General features: G+C 43.0%; 12 protein-coding genes. 1 reads left to right on the plus strand and 11 read right to left on the minus strand.

Features of this window, described 5'->3' with window-relative positions; all coding sequences use genetic code 11:
• From K1I97_RS06865 to rpoB, 5 genes are all read right to left on the minus strand, one after another.
• Complete coding sequence (locus tag K1I97_RS06865) at positions 1 to 714, minus strand: ABC-three component system middle component 1 (protein ID WP_223331932.1); 714 nt, start codon at positions 712 to 714, stop codon at positions 1 to 3.
• A 1-nt stretch (position 715) separates the two neighbouring features.
• Complete coding sequence (locus K1I97_RS06870) at positions 716 to 2,005, minus strand: ABC-three component system protein (RefSeq protein ID WP_223331933.1); 1,290 nt, start codon at positions 2,003 to 2,005, stop codon at positions 716 to 718.
• A gap of 229 nt (positions 2,006 to 2,234) precedes the next feature.
• Positions 2,235 to 6,626: a PolC-type DNA polymerase III gene (locus K1I97_RS06875; RefSeq protein WP_223331934.1), complete on the minus strand. Its 4,392-nt coding sequence runs from the start codon at positions 6,624 to 6,626 to the stop codon at positions 2,235 to 2,237.
• Between the two features lie 292 nt (positions 6,627 to 6,918).
• The gene (gene rpoC / locus K1I97_RS06880; RefSeq protein WP_223331935.1) at positions 6,919 to 10,584 is read right to left on the minus strand and encodes a DNA-directed RNA polymerase subunit beta'; all 3,666 of its coding nucleotides are present in this window, start codon (positions 10,582 to 10,584) and stop codon (positions 6,919 to 6,921) included.
• Positions 10,585 to 10,616: 32 nt separating this feature from the next.
• Entirely contained in the window at positions 10,617 to 14,228 is a 3,612-nt protein-coding gene (gene rpoB / locus K1I97_RS06885; protein ID WP_223331936.1) for a DNA-directed RNA polymerase subunit beta, read from the minus strand.
• A 442-nt stretch (positions 14,229 to 14,670) separates the two neighbouring features.
• On the opposite strand from rpoB, the gene K1I97_RS06890 reads away from it, so the two are divergent.
• Positions 14,671 to 18,387 carry a pullulanase gene (locus K1I97_RS06890; RefSeq protein WP_223331937.1) on the plus strand — a complete coding sequence of 1,239 codons (3,717 nt, stop codon included), beginning with the start codon at positions 14,671 to 14,673 and terminating at the stop codon, positions 18,385 to 18,387.
• Between the two features lie 202 nt (positions 18,388 to 18,589).
• Here K1I97_RS06890 and K1I97_RS06895 read toward each other — a convergent pair whose 3' ends face one another.
• The 6 genes from K1I97_RS06895 to K1I97_RS06920 are packed head-to-tail and all read right to left on the minus strand — an operon-like array spanning position 18,590 to position 22,909.
• Positions 18,590 to 19,354, minus strand: a complete 765-nt coding sequence (locus tag K1I97_RS06895) for an amino acid ABC transporter ATP-binding protein (RefSeq protein WP_223331938.1) — start codon at positions 19,352 to 19,354, stop codon at positions 18,590 to 18,592.
• 9 nt (positions 19,355 to 19,363) lie between these two features.
• Positions 19,364 to 20,086, minus strand: a complete 723-nt coding sequence (locus tag K1I97_RS06900) for an amino acid ABC transporter permease (RefSeq protein ID WP_223331939.1) — start codon at positions 20,084 to 20,086, stop codon at positions 19,364 to 19,366.
• A gap of 3 nt (positions 20,087 to 20,089) precedes the next feature.
• A complete protein-coding gene (locus K1I97_RS06905; RefSeq protein ID WP_000255460.1) occupies positions 20,090 to 20,782 on the minus strand; it encodes an amino acid ABC transporter permease in 693 nt (230 codons plus the stop codon).
• 32 nt (positions 20,783 to 20,814) lie between these two features.
• Positions 20,815 to 21,693: a transporter substrate-binding domain-containing protein gene (locus tag K1I97_RS06910; RefSeq protein ID WP_223331940.1), complete on the minus strand. Its 879-nt coding sequence runs from the start codon at positions 21,691 to 21,693 to the stop codon at positions 20,815 to 20,817.
• Between the two features lie 11 nt (positions 21,694 to 21,704).
• Positions 21,705 to 22,703, minus strand: coding sequence for a uroporphyrinogen decarboxylase family protein (locus K1I97_RS06915; protein WP_223331941.1), 999 nt, complete (start codon positions 22,701 to 22,703; stop codon positions 21,705 to 21,707).
• Positions 22,704 to 22,705: 2 nt separating this feature from the next.
• A complete protein-coding gene (locus tag K1I97_RS06920) occupies positions 22,706 to 22,909 on the minus strand; it encodes a hypothetical protein (protein WP_000837737.1) in 204 nt (67 codons plus the stop codon).
• Between the last annotated feature and the right edge of the window lie 6 nt (positions 22,910 to 22,915).

Raw genomic sequence — 22,915 nt, forward strand, 5'->3', positions numbered from 1 at the left:
TCAGTCTCCTAAAATTTGATTTAAACTATCCAGCAAAAAACTAGCTTCATTTTCAAGTTGTTTCCTAATATCAACTCCATTAAAAATTTCTAAAATATCATCTACCTGCTTTTTATGATCATTTAAACCTTCCATTTCAATTCGTGATTGGATTTTATTTTCAACTATTTCAAAATGATTATCAGAATGAGGATGAGAAGCAAATGGTAATTTAATAATTAGTTGTATAGCAATGAAGTAAGAAGTATCAAAAAACATATCACTCTCAAATTTATCAAATAAAGACTCACCCTCAGGAGATGTAGACTGAATATAATTTAGTAAATCTTCAATATTCGAGTTCAGTCTACTCAATCCTTCCTCGGTATATAAGATGACATATTTTCTAAAATAATATTCATCTTCCTCAACTTTCATAATCATATTTCTAAGACTTTCATATGATTGCTTCAGTTCATCAACTTTAATAGTTACAAATAAAGAGGTATTTTTCTTAATTTTTTCATCATTAAGTTCTTCAAAGCAAGATATCAACTTATTTGTTTGCTCACAAGTAAAAAAAACTGCCCCTCCTTCGCTGCTAGATTTAAAATCCTCCCTATTATATTCTTGAATAAGGAAAAATTCATTTCCGTCCCCTCCCCACAATTCTAAATGTTCATCACATTTATGAAAATTATGTTGTCCTAAGATTTGTTGCAAAAAACTATTCATTTCAATCCTCTTTCAATTTTTCAACAGTATTCACATAATCAATATATTCTAAATTATTTGAAAATATTCTATTTTTTTCCTCTCCAAGGGCTTCTGCAAGCAACTTTTCTTTTCCATCTTCATGAATTGGCTTCTCTTCAAAAAACTTTTGTCCATTGATACACAGATTAATCAAATAGTCAGTATCAAAGCTAGCTCTTATAAAGCTTTCATTAGTCATAATTTTATCTCGAACTCTACTCTCTGCGCCCTTAGGAGCATGAATCATGCTAAGTCTGAGCGACTCATGATTTAAATTATACCGTAAACTGTCTAACGAAAGCCTTTCTTGTTTACAAGTTTTAAGGAAATTATATAAAATATATTCAATGCTAATTTCATCAATTAATCTACCAATATCGTTCAGCCTTTTTGAACCAGAAATATCGCCATCTGGATGCAAGTCAATCAGCAATTGTTCAAATTTGTCATCAGGTAAATTTAATATCTGATTTATAACAGTCGTATCAACATCATCTTCAACAATGTTATTCCAATACATTTCAAGACTTAACTTTGCTCTCCTAATAGATTGTCTCTGGCGCTTCGCTTGCGAAGTAATAATGTTGAAAATCTCTTGAAAAGATATTACCGAATAGGCACCATTCCCATTACTATGTGCTTGCACAATCTGTCTAGAAATTAAATCTTTAATCTCAGACAGTGTCTCCTCTATATGTTCAATATCATCTACTAAAGAACTTTTAGAAAATTTCAAAATCTCCTTAATTTCATTTTTGCAAAAATTATCAATAGGCGATTGATTCTCTACTACTAAATCACAATATTTTTTACCATCAGGATAGGTATATAGTTGAACTTGACTCTGATTAGGGACATAAGCTGCTCTTTTATATGTTTGCTGAAATGTTTGCTTATCCATATCCCAGCCTCGAACTTCACAAATTACATGTAAAAATCTATTATTTCTGTTCGTACCCGAGGTTTGATATCCTGTAGGATGAAGTCTAGAATTTATTGTTCTAACATTAGCATAATCATTCGGATACTTTCCAGCTTTTTTGGCTTTTACTTGATGTCTTGATACTACTGTTTGAGCTTGAAAAATCTCAACATCTTCACCGCCATTTTTTTCAAGGATTAATTCATATGAGCTATAGTCTTCCTCTTTTTCTACAAGTTTTCTAAGTTCAGTTAGTGCCAAAAATATCCCAACTTTTCCTTGATGGTTATACCCACTCCAACTTGAAGTGGCATTTCGCCTATCATAATTCATTACTTTATCCTTCAACTCTATTAATTTCTCTTGTATCTTACTCCACTTTTAAAATAATAGCCTCTAGAAAACAACCACTACAAATATATCAATATTCCTAAAGTCATCAAGCTAGTTAACAAATTCTGATTCTATCACACACTCCAAAGTCCTCAATTCCTATCATTTTCAAGCCCCTTCAATCAAGATAGTTAATCTTACCAGCTTTAACTTTTTAAAAGCATTGCTATTTTTCTAGTTTTATTTAAAACAACTCATCAAACAGACTCAACTGGTTATCCTCTGGCATATTGCCGAGAATCCCCATTTCATCCATCTTCTCAACCAAGGTTGATGAGAGTCCACCGCGTTTGCGTAGTTCTGTTTTGGAGAGGAATTCTCCCTCTTGTCGAGCACGCACCAACTGCTTGGCAACGTTCTCTCCCAGACCATCCATTGCTACAAATGGTGGGATAAGAGTGTCTCCGTCAATGATGAATTCAGTCGCATCACTACGATAGAGATCTAACTTGCCAAACTTAAAGCCACGCTCCCACATCTCATTAACAATCTCAAGAGTGGTATAGAGGTCAATTTCCACATTAGAGGCTTCATTATTCTTCCGTTTTTCAGCGATTTCTTCCATTCTACGCTTGATGGCATCCAAGCCGGCACCCATGATTTTGATATCAAAGGCCTTGGCACGGATAGAGAAGTAAGCACAGTAATAATAAATCGGATGGTGAACCTTGAAGTAGGCTACACGCAAGGCCATCATAACGTAGGCTGCCGCATGGGCCTTAGGGAACATATACTTGATTTTTCCACAGGATTCGATATACCACTCTGGTACCTTATTAGCCTTCATAGCCTCGATGTAGCCATTTCGCTCCTCTTCGGAAATCTTCAGCCACAAACCTTTACGCACCCGTTCCATGATGGTAAAGGCCATCTTAGGTTCGAGACCCGCATGCATGAGGTAAACCATGATGTCGTCCCGACAACCGATAACGGTTGATAGGTCCGCAATCCCTTGCTTGATCAAATCCTGGGCATTTCCCAACCAGACATCAGTACCGTGGGACAGTCCTGAGAGCTGAAGCAATTCCGCAAAAGTCGTCGGATGCGTCTCATCTACCATCCCACGTACAAAGTTGGTTCCAAATTCTGGAATCCCCAGCATACCCGTCGGCGTTCCTATTTGCTCAGGCGTCACCCCTAAAACTTCCGTTCCAGAAAAGAGAGCCATCACGCCTTCATCATCCATAGGAATTTCATTAGGGTCAATACCAGACAAGTCCTGCAATTTCCGAATCATGGTCGGATCATCATGACCCAGCACATCGAGTTTGAGGACGTTCTCATCGATATCGTGGAAGTTAAAGTGAGTCGTCTGCCATTCAGCCGTCACGTCATCTGCTGGATACTGAACAGGCGTAAAATCATAGACATCCATGTAGTTAGGAATAACAACGATTCCCCCTGGGTGTTGTCCCGTTGTTCGCTTGACACCAGCAGCACCTTGAGCAAGGCGTTCCACCTCTGCATCACGATAAAACTTGCCATAGTCACGCTCATATCCCTTTACAAATCCATAAGCGGTCTTAGCAGCTACCGTACCAACCGTTCCTGCACGGAAGGCATATTCCTCACCAAAGATATCACGAACATCCAAGTGAGCGCTAGGCTGGTCTTCTCCCGAAAAGTTCAAGTCAATATCGGGAACCTTGTCCCCATCAAAACCGAGAAAGGTTTCAAACGGAATATCCTGCCCATTTTTACTGAGTTTATGACCACACTTTGGACAATCCTTATTGGGCATATCAAATCCTGAACCATAAGAACCATCGGTGATAAACTCGCTGTACTGACACTGACCACAGACATAGTGAGGAGAGAGAGGATTAACCTCTGTAATCCCAATCATAGTCGCAACGAAACTGGAACCGACAGACCCACGAGAACCAACCAAGTAGCCCCGTTCATTGGAACGTTGCACCAGCATCTGGGAAGCCAGGTAAATCACAGCGAATCCATTCCCCAGAATAGAAGTTAATTCTTTTTCAATTCGCAAATCAACAATATCTGGCAGCGGATTTCCATAAATCTCAAAAGCCTTCTTATAGGTCAGCTCAGCGACCGTTTCTTCAGCCTTATCGATAAAAGGTGTGTACAAGTCACCCTTAACGACCTCAACAGGCTCAAAAATATCTGCCAAGGCATTGGTGTTCTCAATAACCAGTTTACGAGCCAGTTCCTCTCCTAAGAAAGCAAATTCATCCAACATCTCATTAGTTGTTCGAAAATGAGCCTTAGGTAGCGGAGCCGGTTGGGCATGTTCGCCATGACCGATGGTTCGGTTAATCATAGCCCCTTGTCCCAAACTACGGACGATAATTTCACGGTAAATCTCTTCTTCTGGTTCGATATAATGAACATTACCCGTAGCCAGAACAGGTTTGCCAAGACGGTCTCCCACCTCTATCAAACTCTTGATAATAGTCTGGAGCTCCTCCATATTCTTGACCTGCTCCTTAGCAATCAAGGGAGCGTAGATAGCTGGTGGCATGACCTCGATAAAGTCATAATACTTGGCCACCTCAACCGCCGCATCCACACCTTGGGAAACGACTGCGTCAAAAACTTCGCCTTCCGAGCAAGCCGACCCCAAAATCAAGCCCTCCCGATGGGCGTCTAGAACCGTTCTCGGAATCCGTGGCACCCCTTCAAAATACTTGGTGTTAGACAAAGAAACCAACTTAAAAATATTTTTTAAACCAACTTGATTCTTGACATAAATGGTCGCATGTTTAATCCGAGCTTTTTTATAAGAATCTGGACTGATTAGATCAATATTGAGTCTAGCTAGATCGGTCACACCATGTTTTTCTGCTACCTCTTTGATAAAGATGAAGAGCAGACGACCAGTAGCTTCCGCATCGTAATTAGCCATGTGGTGGTGTTCAAGTGCTACACCAAAACGCTTAGTCAAAGGTCCCAAACCATGGCGTTTATACTCAGGATAGAGATTTCTAGCAAACTCGAGCGTATCGATGACTGGCTGGCTAATCTTAGGTAGACCATGACGCTCATAGTTGGCATTCATAAAGCCAACGTCAAAGGTTGCATTGTGGGCAACTAAAACTGCATCCTTGCAAAATTCTTGGAATTCTTGTAAAACTTGTTCCAGTGGTTTGGCATTTTTAACATGATCATCTGTAATACCAGTCAGCTCGGTAGTAAAGGCTGACAAAGGATGTCCTGGATTGATAAATTCATCAAATTCAGCAATAACATTCCCCTTGTACATCTTAGAGGCCGCAACCTGAATCAAGTCATTATAGATAGCTGAAAGACCTGTCGTTTCCACGTCAAAGACCACATAGGTCGCTTCTGACAAGTCCATCTCCACTTCGTTATAGACGATAGGGACACGGTCTTCCACAATATTGGCTTCCATTCCATAGATCAGCTGGATTCCAGCTTTCTTAGCTGCCTTGTAGCCATGCGGGAAGGACTGGACATTCCCATGGTCCGTGATGGCAACCGCCTTGTGTCCCCACTTAGCAGCTGTCGCAACGATCTCCTCTACTTCTGGCAGAGCATCCATAGTCGACATATTAGTATGAGCATGAAACTCAACCCGACGCTCACCTTCTGGCATCAAATCCTTCCGCTCATAGTGAACAACTTCCTGCACATCCTGCACGTTCATGGTCAAATCGCGTGTAAAGTTATTCATCTCCACATTTCCACGAACACGAAGCCAAGAATTTTTCTTAATGATGTCAAACTTCTGAGCTTCTTCTTCATTCTTAACCCATTTTTGCATAGAGAAGCTTGAACTATAGTCCGTCATCTTAAAGTTAATCAAGACACGACCTGTTCTGGTCACTTTATGCTCGACGTCAAAGACTACCCCTTCAAAGACCAAACGATTTTCCTCAGTCGTCACATCAATCATCTGGGTAACTTCTGCCTTATCTAGTTTTGGCTTAGCTGCAGCTTTTTTAGCCTGAAAGTCAAAGGTCGGTTTCTCTTCTACTGGAGGAGGAGCCATTTGTTCTAGTTGTTCCATAGCACGCAAAGCTTCTTCGTTGGCAGCTTGAACGATCTGCTTATTCTCCATATGGAAGGCTTCCTCCTGCTCTTGTGTAAGAGCATCATTCTTTTCTATCTGACAAACAAAAACAGGAAAGCCAAATTTCTCAAGTTGCTTTGCTAGATTAGGAAGATGATTCTTCTTAAAGTGTTCCTTATCAATCGCCTCTGAACCTTCAATAAAGAGTTGATTTCCCTCCGCACGAACTTGCAAATTCTGATAAAGAGATTTAAACCCTTGACTTGCACACGGACCTTCAGAAAAAGCCTCCTTATAGTAGGCCTGCAAAAGTTCATTTGAAAATTCCTGAGAGAGAACCTTGATTTCGAAAACAGCTCGATTCCCTGTCTTAGAGAATTCCTCACTAAGCCCTTTCTTTAACTCTAAAAAGATTTCAATCGGTAAAATATTAGAAAATACAAAATGAAATTCCCAGACCTTACTAATTTTATGAACCACAACACGCTCAATACTTGCATCAACAAGAGTAGGATCCTGTCTCAGCCGATCAGAGATTCCTAGTTGATTCATTAAAATTTCAAACTTACTTGACATTCAATTTCCTCACATTATTCTCTTACTATTTTACCATAATTAAGACAATTTTATCGATAGTATTATGGCTCCCCAACAAGAAGATTGGCTAGCGAGTCCGTCAATTCCATAATGTTTATAACTATTCTAAACTGAGAATAGTTATAAAGTAAAAGAGCTCCAATTCAGAATTTTGGATTGTTACAGAAAAAGAGAGACTGCTCTCCATCCTTTTGACAACAAAAAGGAGAAGACCTAACTGGTCCTCTCCAAAATGTGACTTTTTCAATCTACTACAGTTGACAAAAAGTTTTTATTCTACTGTTTCTTCAACTTGGATTTCCACAACTTCCTCTACAGGTGCAAGTTCTGCCTCTTCTTGTTCTGGAGCCAGATATTCTGCTTCATTAATGGCTTGTGGTTCAAGGTTACGGTAGCGAGCCATACCAGTACCCGCTGGGATGATCTTACCGATGATAACATTTTCCTTGAGTCCAAGGAGATGGTCTTTCTTACCACGGATAGCCGCATCTGTAAGGACACGAGTTGTTTCCTGGAAGGAAGCCGCTGACAAGAAACTGTTGGTTTCAAGTGAGGCTTTGGTGATTCCCATAAGGACTGGTCGACCTGTCGCTGGCACTCCACCTGCGATAAGAACATCCTTGTTAGCATCTGTAAAGTCGTTGATATCCATGAGAGTACCCATGAGAAGGTCTGTATCACCTGGATCCATGACACGAACTTTACGGATCATTTGACGAACCATTACCTCGATGTGTTTGTCACCGATTTCTACCCCTTGGCTACGGTAAACTTTTTGCACTTCACCGAGAAGGTAGGTTTCAACTGACAAGACATCACGAACAGCAAGGAGACGTTTTGGTTGGATAGAACCTTCTGTAAGAGCTGCACCGCGAGAGACTTGGTCTCCAACTTCGACACGCATACGTGCTGTAAATGGTACCACGTACTCACCTTCGCCAGTTTCACCCTTAACGAAGACTTTCTTAGTACGAGTTGAAGCATCTTCTTCGATAGCTGTGACCTCACCCTTGACTTCAGTGATGACCGCTTCCCCTTTAGGATTGCGGGCTTCAAAGATTTCTTGGACACGAGGAAGACCCTGAGTGATATCGGTATTTGAGGCAACCCCACCCGTGTGGAAGGTACGCATTGTAAGCTGTGTACCAGGTTCCCCGATAGATTGGGCAGCGATTGTTCCGACTGCTTCACCAACTTCAACCGCATCACCAGTCGCCAAGTTGATACCGTAACAGTGACGGCAGACACCATGACGAGTGTTACATGTAAATACGGAACGGATAGTAACTTCTTCCACACCAGCATTAACAATTTCACGCGCCTTGTCTTCTGTAATCAATTCATTTGGACCGATGATCACTGCACCAGTTTCTGGATGTTTAACAGTTTTCTTAGTGTAACGACCATTGAGACGTTCTTCGAGAGACTCGATCATCTCTTTTCCTTCTGCGATAGAACGGATCAAGAGACCACGGTCTGTTCCACAGTCGTCCTCACGGATGATAACGTCTTGGGCAACATCAACCAAACGACGAGTCAAGTAACCTGAGTCGGCTGTCTTAAGGGCCGTATCGGTCATACCTTTACGAGCACCGTGAGTTGAGAAGAACATTTCGAGTACTGACAAACCTTCGCGGAAGTTTGAAAGGATTGGCAATTCCATGATACGTCCGTTCGGAGCGGCCATCAGACCACGCATACCGGCAAGCTGTGAGAAGTTTGAGATGTTACCACGGGCTCCAGAGTCCATCATCATAACGATTGGGTTCTTAGGATCTTGGTTGGCAACCAAACGTTTCTCCAATTTTTCACGGGCTGCACGCCATTCAGCTGTAACAGCGTTGTAGCGCTCGTCGTCTGTAATCATACCACGACGGAATTGTTTGGTGATTTGTTCCACACGTTTGTGTGATTCTTCGATAATTTCAGACTTGTCTTCAACGACTGGGATATCGGCGATACCCACCGTCAAACCCGCAAGAGTTGAGTGGTGGTAGCCAAGATCCTTCATACGGTCAAGTAGGGCAGAAGTTTCTGTCGTACGGAAACGTTTGAAGATTTCAGCGATGATATTTCCAAGATTTTTCTTCTTGAATGGAGGGTTGAGTTCAAGATTGCGAATCGCTTCCTTGATATCTCCACCTAGTGGCAAGAAGTATTTAGCTGGAACACCTTCTGTTAAGTTGGCATTTGTTGGTTCTTGCAAGTAAGGCAGACCCTCTGGCATGATATCGTTGAAGAGGATTTTACCAACTGTTGTCAGCAAGACCTTGTGTTTTTGTTCTTCAGTCCAAGGTTTGTTGAGGCTATCTGTCGCGATACCAACACGTGAGTGGAGGTGAACATAACCATTGCGATAAGCCATAACAGCTTCGTCACGGTCTTTGAAGACCATTCCTTCACCTTCACGACCAGCTTCTTCCATGGTCAAGTAGTAGTTACCCAAAACCATGTCCTGAGATGGAGTAACAACTGGTTTACCATCTTTCGGGTTCAAGATGTGCTCAGCAGCGAGCATCAAGATACGAGCTTCTGCTTGAGCTTCTTCTGAAAGCGGTACATGGATGGCCATTTGGTCCCCGTCAAAGTCAGCATTGTAGGCTTCACAGACAAGTGGGTGCAAGCGAAGGGCCTTACCATCAATCAAGACTGGCTCGAAGGCTTGGATACCCAAACGGTGAAGGGTCGGTGCGCGGTTCAAAAGTACTGGGTGTTCTTTGATTACTTCTTCAAGAATATCCCAGATACGTTCGTCTCCGCGTTCTACCAAGCGTTTTGCTGCCTTAACGTTTTGCACGATGTCACGGGCAACGATTTCACGCATGACGAATGGTTTAAAGAGCTCGATCGCCATTTCACGTGGCACACCACATTGGTACATCTTAAGAGTTGGACCAACGGCGATAACGGAACGTCCTGAGAAGTCAACACGTTTACCGAGCAAGTTTTGACGGAAGCGTCCTTGTTTACCTTTGAGCATATGGCTCAATGATTTAAGTGGACGGCTACCTGGTCCTGTGATTGGGCGACCACGACGACCATTGTCAATCAAAGCGTCAACCGCTTCTTGAAGCATACGCTTCTCATTTTGAACGATGATACCTGGTGCGTTCAACTCAAGCAAGCGAGCCAAACGGTTGTTACGGTTGATAACACGGCGATAAAGGTCATTCAAGTCAGATGAGGCAAAGCGGCCACCATCCAACTGCAACATTGGACGAAGATCTGGTGGAATAACTGGAAGGATGTTGAGAATCATCCATTCAGGTTTGTTTCCAGACTTGTAAAAGGCATCCAAAACATCCAAACGACGGATAGCTTTAACACGTTTTTGTCCAGTAGCTGTTTTCAACTCTTCTTTGAGTTCAGCAATTTCTTTTTCAAGATCTACTTGTTTCAAAAGGTCTTGGATGGCTTCGGCACCCATCTTGGCAACGAATGATCCATAACCATATTCACGCAAGCGCTCACGGTATTCACGCTCTGTCATGATAGACTTGTGCTCAAGTGGTGTATCCTTAGGATCAATCACCACATAAGCCGCAAAGTAGATAACTTCCTCGAGGGCACGAGGACTCATATCAAGGGTCAAGCCCATACGGCTTGGAATCCCCTTGAAGTACCAGATGTGAGATACAGGAGCCTTCAACTCGATGTGCCCCATACGCTCACGACGAACTTTCGTACGCGTTACTTCAACCCCACAGCGGTCACAAACAATCCCTCTGTAACGAATGCGTTTGTACTTACCACAAGCACATTCCCAGTCCTTTGTAGGACCAAAGATGACTTCGTCAAAGAGTCCTTCACGTTCTGGTTTCAAGGTACGGTAATTGATTGTTTCAGGTTTTTTGACTTCTCCATAAGACCATGAACGGACTTTGCTTGGAGAAGCTAGGGTGATTTGCATACTTTTAAAACGATTTACATCAACCACTATTTCTTCCCTTTCTATTCTAAGTGAACTGCTTATTCTTGTTCAGCAGCTTCTTCTGTTGCTTCCGCTTTTGTTGCTTTCTCAGCTTCTTCTGCTTCAAAGGCTGCTTTAGCCTCTTGGGCTGCTTTTTCGCGGGCTTTTTCAAGGTCATCTACGTGGATGACATCTTCGTCCATTCCTTCATCCAAGTCGCGAAGTTCCACTTCTTGGTCATCTTCGTCAAGGACACGCATGTCAAGACCAAGAGATTGCAATTCTTTGACAAGAACTCGGAAGGATTCTGGAACACCTGGTTTTGGAATTGGTTTTCCTTTTGTAATAGCTTCATAAGCTTTCAAACGTCCGTTGATATCGTCAGACTTGTAAGTCAAGATTTCTTGGAGAACATTTGACGCACCGTAGGCTTCAAGAGCCCAAACTTCCATCTCACCGAAACGTTGTCCACCAAACTGAGCTTTACCTCCGAGTGGTTGTTGGGTAACAGTTGAGTATGGTCCGACTGAACGCGCGTGCAATTTATCATCAACCATGTGGTGGAGTTTGATCATGTACATGACACCAACTGATACACGGTTATCAAACGGCTCACCTGTACGTCCGTCGTAAAGGATTGTTTTGGCATCGCTATCCATACCTGCTTCTTTAACAGTATCCCAAAGGTCTTCAGAACTTGCTCCGTCAAAGACTGGTGTTGCGATGTGGATACCAAGAGTACGGGCTGCCATACCAAGGTGGAGTTCCATAACCTGACCGATATTCATACGTGATGGCACCCCAAGTGGGTTCAACATGATATCGACTGGAGTTCCGTCTGGAAGGTAAGGCATGTCTTCTACAGGGACGATACGAGAGACAACCCCTTTGTTTCCGTGACGTCCGGCCATCTTATCTCCGACCTTGATCTTACGTTTTTGAGCGATGTAGACACGAACCAGCATGTTAACACCTGATTGCAACTCATCTCCATTTGCACGTGTAAAGATCTTAACATCACGAACGACACCATCGGCACCGTGAGGTACACGAAGAGAAGTGTCACGCACTTCACGAGACTTGTCTCCGAAGATAGCGTGCAAGAGACGTTCTTCAGCTGAAAGGTCTTTCTCACCCTTAGGTGTGACTTTACCTACAAGGATATCGCCTTCTTTAACCTCAGCACCGATACGGATAATACCCATCTCGTCAAGGTCTTTAAGGGCATCTTCACCAACGTTTGGAATTTCACGAGTAATTTCTTCAGGCCCAAGCTTTGTATCGCGTGTTTCTGATTCGTATTCTTCGAGGTGGACAGATGTGTAGACATCGTCTTTCACCAAGCGTTCGCTCATGATAACGGCATCCTCGAAGTTGTAACCTTCCCAAGTCATGTAGGCAACGATTGGGTTTTGTCCAAGCGCCATTTCCCCTTTTTCCATAGAAGGTCCGTCAGCAATAAAGTCACCTTTTTCAACGACATCGCCAACTTTAACGAGAGTGCGTTGGTTGTAGGCAGTACCTGAGTTTGAACGACGGAATTTTTGGATGTGGTAAACATCTAGCGAACCATCTTCACGGCGAACTTCTACCTTGTCCGCATCTGCGTAGGTAACTTTACCGTCATGCTGAGCAATAACCGCAGCTCCAGAGTCGTGAGCTGCTTGGTATTCCATACCAGTACCAACGTAAGGTGCTTTTGGATCAATCAAAGGCACAGCCTGACGTTGCATGTTGGCACCCATGAGGGCACGGTTGGAGTCATCGTTTTCCAAGAAAGGAATACATGCAGTCGCAACGGCAACTACCTGTTTTGGTGAAACGTCCATGTAGTCAACCACTTCTGCTGGATACTCTTGGTTGACCCCTTGGTGACGTCCCATGACAACTTTCTCAGCAAAAGTACCATCTTCGTTCAATTTTGAATTAGCCTGTGCTACAGTAAATTCATCTTCTTCATCGGCTGTCAACCAAACGATTTCGTTTGTGACTACACCAGTTTCACGGTCAACCTTACGGTATGGTGTTTGAACAAATCCATACTTGTTCAAGTGTCCGTATGATGACAAGTTATTGATCAAACCGATGTTAGGTCCTTCAGGTGTTTCAATTGGACACATACGACCATAGTGAGTGTAATGCACGTCACGTACTTCATATCCAGCACGGTCACGTGTCAAACCACCAGGTCCTAAGGCTGACAAACGACGTTTGTGAGACAACTCAGAAAGTGGATTGTGTTGGTCCATGAACTGTGACAACTGTGATGAACCAAAGAACTCTTTAACCGCAGCTGTTACAGGACGGATATTGATGATTTGTTGTGGTGTTAAAACTTCATTGTCCTGAACAGACATACGTTCACGGACGTTACGTTCCATACGAGAAAGTCCAAGACGTACTTGGTTAGCAAGCAATTCACCAACTGCACGGATACGACGGTTTCCAAGGTGGTCGATATCATCCACACGTCCGATACCTTCTGCCAAGTTGAGGAAGTAGCTCATCTCTGCAAGGATATCCGCAGGAGTTACAACACGAACCTTGTCATCAGGGTTGGCATTTCCAATGATGGTTACGACGCGGTCTGGGTCCGTTGGGGCAACAACCTTGAATTTTTGAAGCACAACTGGTTCTGTCAGAACCGCTGCATCATTTGGAATATAAACGATCTTGTTCAAGTCGCCATCCAAGTGATTCTCGATACTTTCAATCACGCTACGAGTCATAATGGTACCAGCTTCTACCAAGATTTCACCAGTTTCAGGATCTACCAATGGCTCCGCGATGGTTTGGTTGAGCAAGCGTGTTTTAACATTGAGTTTTTTATTGATCTTGTAACGACCGACTGCTGCCAAATCGTAGCGGCGTGGGTCAAAGAAACGGGCCACAAGCAAGCTACGTGAGCTTTCAGCCGTCTTAGGTTCACCTGGACGAAGGCGTTCATAAATTTCTTTCAAGGCTTCGTCTGTACGAGAGTCCATTGGATTCTTGTGGATATCTTTTTCAACAGTATTGCGAACCAATTCGCTATCACCAAAGATATCAAAGATTTCATCATCACCTGAGAAACCAAGTGCACGAACCAAGGTCGTAAATGGAATCTTACGAGTACGGTCGATACGAGTATAAGCGATGTCTTTTGAGTCGCTTTCAAGTTCCAACCAAGCTCCACGGTTAGGGATAACAGTAGAACCGTAGCCCACTTTACCGTTCTTGTCTACTTTGTCATTAAAGTAAACACCTGGTGAGCGGACCAACTGAGATACGATAATACGTTCACCACCATTGATGATGAAAGTACCCATTTCGGTCATGATTGGGAAATCACCAAAGAAGACTTCTTGGGTCTTGATTTCACCAGTTTCTTTATTGATCAAGCGGAAGGTTACAAAAATTGGTGCTGAGTAGCTAGCATCGTGGATACGTGCTTCTTCGAGCGTGTATTTTGGTTCCTTGATTTCATAGCCAACAAATTCCAACTCCATTGTGTCTATGAAGTTTGAAATTGGCAATACATCTTCAAACACTTCCTTAAGACCATGGTCTAGGAAAGCTTTGAATGAATCTGTTTGAATTTCAATCAAATTTGGTAAGTCAAGAACTTCTTTGATTCTTGAAAAACTACGACGGGTACGATGTTTCCCGTATTGAACGTCATGTCCTGCCAAGATGATTCTCCTTTGTAAATAAGTTCCAAGCCTTGTCAATCAGGCTTTTCTAATCTTCATATGGTTTTTAAAACCCCTATCACCGTGTCCCTTTGATGAATTTTCAGAATCTTTAAATCTTTGTTACAAACACTCGAAAACCTGAAAAAAAGCACAAAAAGAGCAGCTAAATCTGACTTTTTCAGAAGATTTAACTGCTGTGAGCCTTGTCTGGACAATATTTCAGACAAAACCTACGACAAATGATTGCTTATATTATATCTTATTTAGCTAAATTTTTCAAGGTTTTTTTACTATTTTTTAAACAATCTTTTCCTATATATTATTTTAAAATTTCAAGAGAATGAAGCATTATATTGTCTCTTAAAAATCAGGAAAACGCTTGCACTAATGTTTACCTCGTGCTATACTGATAGAGAACAACTACACAAGGAGAATTGTGATGAAAAAGATCCCATCTCAAACTGAGAAAAAAATGATTTACGGTATTCGTTCCTTGAAGAACGGAACTGGTTCTGTCCTTATTGGTGCCAGTATTGTCCTACTTTCTGCTGCAATGCCAACTATTTCGGCTAACGAAAACCTTCCTCAAACCCAGGAAAATACCAGCGCTGTGACCAAGGCTCCTACTGAGACTGAAACTAGTCAAACTCAAAAGGAAACGCCTATTTCTGAACAAAATAATGCAAACGCTTCCCTTGTTTCTAAAAAAGAAGCTCCAGCTGTGGAAACTACTACGGTACCAGAAACACCTAAAACAGAAGATGCTACTACAAGCCAGGCTAATAGCAAGGAAGAGAAAGTAGATGCCAGCACTTCGGCGCCAACTTCAGATCAAAAACCACAAGCTGACACATCTTCTGAAGAACCCATCGCAGACAACCACTTCCGCATCCACGTAAAAAAACTCCCAGAAGAAAACAAAGATTCTCAAGGTCTTTGGACTTGGGACGATGTTGAAAAACCGTCTGAAAACTGGCCCAATGGAGCCAAGTCCTTCAAGGATGCCAAGCAAGATGACTACGGCTATTACCTAGATGTCAAACTCAAAAATGAGCAAGCCAAGAAAGTCAGCTTCCTTATCAACAATACCAAAGGGGATAACTTGACTGGGGACCGTTCGGTAGAGCGCCTCTCTCCGAAAATGAACGAGGCCTGGCTAGATGAAAACTACAAGGTATACAACTACCGCCCTCAACCAGTAGGAACTATTCGTGTCAACTACTACCGCACCGATGGCAACTATGACAAAAAATCTCTTTGGTATTGGGGCGATGTCAAAAACCCAAGCAGTGGAGAATGGCCTGACGGTACTGACTTTACCGCAACTGGAAAATATGGCCGTTACATTGATATCCCACTCAATGAAGCTGCTAGAGAATTTGGATTTTTATTACTAGACGAAAGCAAGAAAGGCGATGATGTGAAAATCAGAAAAGAAGATTATAAATTCACTGATCTAAAAAATCACAGTCAGATTTTCCTCAAAGATGATGACGAAACCATCTACACTAACCCCTACTATGTGCACGATATCCGCATGACTGGAGCCCAACACGTGGCTAAATCTCGTATCGAAAGCAGTTTTTCTACCCTTGTTGGAGCTAAGAAAGACGATATCCTCAAACACTCTAGCATCACTGATTACCAAGGGAATAAAGTAACTATCACAGACGTGGAAGTAGATGAAGCTGGTAAAAAAGTGACCTATATCGGCGACTTCTCTGACACTCAACACCCTTACACTGTCAACTACAATTCAGACCGCTTTACCACACGTTCAAGCTGGCGCCTCAAGGATGAGTCCTACAGTTACGATGGTCCACTCGGCGCAACTCTGAAAGAAGATGGCAAGCGTGTTGACCTCACCCTCTGGTCTCCAAGTGCTGATAAGGTTTCCGTTGTCGTCTACGACAAGAAAGACCCTGAAAAAGTAGTCGGAACTGTCGCCCTTGAAAAAGGAGAAAAAGGAACCTGGAAACAAACTCTGGATGCAAACTCAGGTCTCGGTATCAGCAACTACACTGGCTACTACTACCACTACCAAATCGAGCGCCAAGGTAAAACTGTTTTCGTTCTTGATCCTTATGCCAAATCACTAGCAGCTTGGAACAGTGACCTAGCAAAAACAGATGCCGCTCATAAGGTCGCTAAGGCTGCCTTTGTCGATCCAGCGAAGTTAGGTCCGCAAGACTTGACCTATGGGAAGATTCGTAACTTCAAATCGCGTGAAGATGCCGTTATCTATGAAGCTCATGTGCGTGACTTCACTTCGGATCCTGCCATCGCAAAAGACTTGACCAAACCATTTGGTACCTTTGAAGCCTTTATCGAAAAACTAGACTATCTCAAAGACTTGGGTGTGACTCATATCCAGCTCCTTCCAGTCCTGTCTTACTACTTTGTCAATGAATTGAAAAACCATGAGCGTTTGTCTGCCTACGCTTCAAGCAACAGCAACTACAACTGGGGATATGACCCTCAAAACTACTTCTCCTTGACTGGTATGTACTCAAGCGATCCTAAGGATCCAGAAAAACGTATTGCCGAATTCAAAAATCTCATCAACGAAATCCACAAACGTGGCATGGGGGCTATCCTGGACGTGGTCTACAACCATACTGCAAATGTTGATATTTTTGAAGATATTGAGCCAAACTACTATCACTTTATGGATGCTGATGGAACTCCACGGACTAGCTTTGGAGGCGGTCGTTTGGGAACTACCCACTACATGTCTAAACGTGTCTTGGTAGACTCTATCAAGTATCTGGTTGAAACCTACAAAGTGGATGGTTTCCGCTTCGATATGATGGGTGACCACGATGCGACTTCAATCGAAGAAGCATACAAGGCTGCACGCGCCCTCAATCCAAATCTTATCATGCTAGGTGAAGGCTGGAGAACCTATACTGGTGATGAAAATACGCCTGTACAACCTGCTGACCAGTCTTGGATGAAGAAAACGGATACTGTCGCTGTCTTTTCAGACGACATCCGCAACAACCTCAAGTCTGGCTATCCAAACGAAGGGCAACCGGCCTTTATCACAGGTGGAAAACGCGATATCAACACTATCTTTAAAAATCTCATTGCCCAACCAACCAACTTTGAAGCAGACAGCCCTGGAGATGTTATCCAGTATATCGCAGCCCATGATAACTTGACCCTCTTTGATATCATCGCCCAGTCTATCAAAAAAGACCCAAGCAAGGCTGAGAACTATGCTGAAATCCATCGCCGTTTGCGACTTGGAAACCTCATGATTTTGACTGCTCAAGGGACTCCGTTTATCCACTCTGGTCAGGAATACGGACGCACCAAACAATTCCTTGATCCAGCCTATAAGACTCCTGTTCCTGAAGATAAGGTTCCAAACAAGTCTCACTTGTTACGTGACAAAGACGGCAAGCCATTTGTCTATCCTTACTTTATCCATGACTCTTACGACTCTAGTGATGCTGTCAACAAGTTTGATTGGACCAAGGCTACAGATAGCAAAGCATATCCAGAAAATGTCAAGAGCCGTGACTACATGAAAGGATTGATCGCTCTTCGTCAGTCTACGGACGCCTTCCGACTCAAGAGTTTACAAGATATCAAAGAGCGCGTCCGACTCATCACTGTCCCAGGCCAAAATGGTGTTGAAAAAGAAGACGTAGTCATCGGCTACCAAATCACAGCTCCAAACGGCGATGTCTACGCAGTCTTTGTCAATGCGGATGATAAGGCTCGTGAATTTACTCTAGGAACTGCCTTTGCTCACTTGAGAAAGGCTGAAGTCCTGGCAGATGAAAATCAAGCCGGACCAGTAGGAATCGCTAAACCTCAAGGTCTCGAATGGACTGAAAATGGCTTAAAATTGAACGCTCTCACTGCCGTTGTTCTCCGCTTGTCTCAAGGTGGTGCCATTGTCGCTCCAGCTGTGGAAGAAAAACCAGAATTTGATCTTTCTAGCTTGGAAGTTGAACCAGAACAAGGTCAAGCTCAAAACCTAGCCGCCAATCCTGAAACTCAAGAAACTACTTCAGAGGCTCACTCTCAGAACCTCCTTCCAAACACAGGAACCGAGAGCAAATCCCTCCTTGCCCTTGCTGGATTCAGCATCCTTGCCCTTCTCGGACTTGGATGGTTGATGAAAAACAGGAAAAAGAACTAATACTCAATGAAAATCAAAGAGTAAACTAGAAAGCTAGCTGCAGGCTGCTCAAAGCACAGCTTTGAGGTTGTAGATAAGGCACAGCTGACCTGGCTTAATGAGATTTTCGAAGAGTATATCCTAGCCCTCCTATAGAGAAAACACCCCATGATTAGAAGAATCTTCTAGTCATGGGGTGTTGTTTTTATGATACACTTATCTATCAAATCATATATTCTACACTATAGGTGGCATCTGATAAGATACGAGCCAGAAACTGTTTGGTTCGTTCTTCTTGTGGACGACTAAAGAAATCGTGGGGATTGTTCTCCTCTACGATACGGCCTCCGTCCATGAAAATAACGTGGTTAGCGACATCCCTAGCAAATCCCATCTCATGCGTGACGACCACCATGGTCACACCTTCTCCCGCCAACTGTTTCAGAACATCCAAAACATCTCCAACCAACTCAGGGTCTAGTGCAGATGTTGGTTCATCTAGCAAAATGACCTCGGGCTTGACGGCAATGGCACGCGCAATTCCTATTCGTTGTTGTTGCCCTCCAGATAGTTGTGAAGGGTAGTAGTCCTTATAAGCAAGTAAACCAACTTTTTCTAAGGCAGATTCTGCACGTTTGAGCGCTTCTTCCTTGGGAACTTTACGAGCCACGATTAGGCCTTCCAGAATATTTTCCAAAGCAGTTTTATTTGCAAAGAGATTGTAGTGTTGGAAAACAAAGGCTGTTTTTTGGCGAATTTCTAGAATGTCTTTCTTGCTTAATTTGGCTAAATCATAGGTCTTTCCTGCCAAGGTTAAATGGCCACTGTCAGCTTTTTCTAAGTGGTTGAGACAACGGAGAAAGGTTGTTTTCCCCGAACCTGATGGCCCTAAAATAACAACGACATCCCCTTGGTTGACCTGGAGATTGACATCCTCCAGTACTTGCCTCTCACCAAATGTTTTTGCGATATGTTCTACTTGTAACATTCTGTCCTCCTATACAAAACGCGCGCTAGATGCTTTTGCTCTCTTTTCTTTTTTCACATAGCCTTTCTCCAGTAGGGAGAAGCCCCACTGAATCAAACCACAGATCAAAATATACTGCAAAAAGATCACAAAATAAGACTCAAAATACTGGTAGCCGTAGGACGCTTCCACACGAGCAATAGCGGTGATGTCCTTGATGGTCATGACAAAGACCAGGGAGGTCCCTTTGACGATATTGATCACCAGATTGGCCAAGTTAGGCAAGGCTGAGCGCAAGGCTTGAGGAAATACAATCCTTAAATAGGCCTGGGTCGTAGTCAGCCCAATCGCATGCGCTGCCTCTAGTTGTCCCTTGTCCACCGTCAAGATAGCTGAACGCAAAATCTCCGATAAACTCCCGACTGTCATCAAACTATAAATGATAAAGGCATAATAGAGAGGATCAAGCTTGAAAATATCAAAGTCGCTTCCTATGCTTTTGAAAAATTGATTCAGCAAACTTGGAAACAAACTATAAAAGAAGAGAATCAATAAAATCGGAGGAGTCGCTCGGATAAAGGCCAGATAGACTAGAGAAAAACTCCTCACCCCTTGAACCTTGTAAATCTGCCCCAAGGCTAAAAATAGAGCCGGTAAAAAGCTTAAGACCATAGCCACAATCATGATAATCAAGGTGATTGGCACACCCTTCAAGGTCTCTAGAAAAGTCTTTACAATATAGTCTATATCCATTTCTTACCTCCCTTTTGTTTCCAAAGACTTCTCAAGCAAACGACTCAAGCTAGAAATAACCAGGGCAATCCCCCAATAAAGAAGTGCAACTGCCGTATAGGTTTCCAGAGAGTAGTTCCCTAAATTGCGACTGATCAAGAGATTCCCCGCCCCCATAACATCAACGAAACCAATCGTATAAGCCAAAGCAGCATCCCGCATGAGATTGAGAATAGCAGTCGTTATATTGGGAAGAGCAACTTGAAAAGCTTGGGGGAAAATGATTCTCCAAAAAGTCTGACTTGGAGTCAAACCAATACTAAGCCCGGCCTCTGTCTGCCCCTTTGGAATAGCTTGATAGGCCGCCTTGAAAACCTCGGCAACAATAGCCGCAAACAAGAGAATCATCGTCAAGAGAACAAAAATAGTTTTAGACCAGTTGTTGATATCCAAACCAAGCCACCATTTCAGAAATTCTGGCAAGCCATAAAAGACTAGAAAAAGCAAGACAATCGGCGGTGTACAACGAAGGGTAAAGATATAGCCTTTGGAAATCGCTGCAAAACTCTTGTCTTCTCCTACTTGTGCCCAGGCCAAGAGACCTCCAAAAAGGGAACCAAGAAGAGTGGTAAAAAAGAGAATGGACAAGGTCATAGGAAGTGCCTGCCATAAGGTCGGTAAAAACTGAAAGACCTTGGAAAAATCATAAGAAACCATGCAAAACCCTTTCTAGTCTTGGAATTTCTTGTCTAGTCTTTGTCTACGTAACTAAAGACATCTTCTTTAAAGTATTGCTGAGATAGCTTAGCAAGCGTGCCATCTTCTTTCAACTCTTTGATTGCTTTTTCGTATTCTTTAGCGAATTTCTCACCCTTTTCATCACGGTGAATCAAGGGATAAGTTGGAATACCTTTATATGGGAACCAGCTGAGTTTATCCGCATATTGGTGGTAAGGGCCATCTTCTGCGGTAACTGCTTTTTCAAAGGACAGTTTGATATCAAAGAAGGCATCATAACGTCCTTCTAAGACCCAGGCATAGGCATCTGCCACTTTAAAGGATTCAGCTGCTGTTAGCTCAATCGGTGCGTCCTGATGTTTTTCATTGTAGCTGGTGATGACATTCCATTGAGCATTCTGTGGAGAGATGGGAACCAATTTCCCTTTATTCTTAGCAAAGTCATCAATGGTTTTGTATTTCTGTTCATCTTCTTTTCTGACAGTAAATCCGATAATGCTCGCTCCCACTGGTTCAGATGGAATGACAAACTTTTTAGCTCGTTCATCTGTGTACCAGGCTCCCTTAGTTCCGATGTCATACTTGCCTGATTCCAGACCAATCAAGAGGTCGTCATCACTGGTACCCGTATATTCAAATTGATAGTTTGCCAACTTCTCATCAACAGCCTTCAAAACAGCTACTTCATAACCATCTGATTCCCCTTTTTCATTGACAAAGTCATAAGGTACGTAGTTTTGTGTATGGGCAACCTTCAAGGTTATGACTTCAGCAGACGAAGCCGCTTCTCCCTCCTTGAATGGAGCGCCAGCTAAACTTCTCCCGATAATCGTTGCCCCAATTACTGCAACAACTGCTACACCACCGATAATCCATGCTTTTTTACTCATCTTTTTCTCCTTTAGTTTTCAAGCGCTTCTCTCACCCACTGGATACGTTCAACTGCGATATCACTTGGAATGGTGCAATCTGCCCCAAGTACCAAGCCCTGTTCCCCAGCTTCTGCAACTAGTTTCTTTGCCTCAGCCTGAATGGCATCCTTGCTACCAGTATACAGCAAGCCTGTCTTGCCATTTTCGAATCCTCCAAGAACCGTACGTCCCTTGAAAATCTCACGACCTTCCTTGAGAGTGATTCCCTCTGGTCCTACAGCCCAGTTAAAGACTTGGGCTGGATAGTCTGCAAAAAGGTGAATATCATTTCGCGCCCCCTCGTAGCCACAGATATGAAGAACAGTAACACCACCAACAGAACTAGCTGCTCCCAGAACAGTTATCTCGTTAGGTGCAATGACAGCTTGATACTCTGCTGCCGACACTCGTTGATCTTGGATACTCTGCACGCTGAGGTAGATTCCATCAGCACCAGCCTCTTCGATGACAGCTCGACTGAGACTCGCAATATCCTCTGCAATCACATCCAACACTTTCTTCAGAGCTTCAGGATCTTCTACCAGAAAGTCCGCAATAAGGTCATCCCCGCCAGACACTTCCCCAAGCAACCACTTGAGATAGGTCACAGGAGCAAAAATATTGTAAATCGCAACGATATCTTCTGTAAATTCTTGCTTGATTTTCTTAACCAAGTCCACCTGCTCTTTTATCCAAGCGTGATCTGGTCCGAGTGGTTGAATGGCCGCCAATTCTTGAAGTGATTTTCCTTTGGCAATCGCTGGATTTGGATAAGCAAAGTACCCATCGCTCATGAGTTTGATAAAGTCTGGCTGAACTTCTCGGATAAAGCGCTTATGGCCCTCAATATTCTTCTCGATAATGGCTGGATTTGAGAATCCGTGTAGCCATTCGTCTTCGGATGTGAAATGATGCCAAAAACCAACTGGCACACGATCAACCTTTTCACCTCTAAATGCTTTTAAAACCCATTCTTTTTTTTCTGACATTCTTATTCTCCATTTCTTACTTTTTCAACTAATAAACTGCTTGCGATATCATTCGAGCGTAAAAAGGGGAGACTGGACTTGGAAAAATCCTGAACTCCACGACATCTCTCTCCATTTTTGCAGTGCCCATTTTTTACGACGCTTATGGCAACCAAAGCCAGCAAACCGACAACTGCAATGAATATGCCCCATCTTTTACTTTTCATAGCTCC

Source organism: Streptococcus oralis (assembly GCF_019929345.1).
Classification (GTDB): Bacteria; Bacillota; Bacilli; order Lactobacillales; family Streptococcaceae; genus Streptococcus.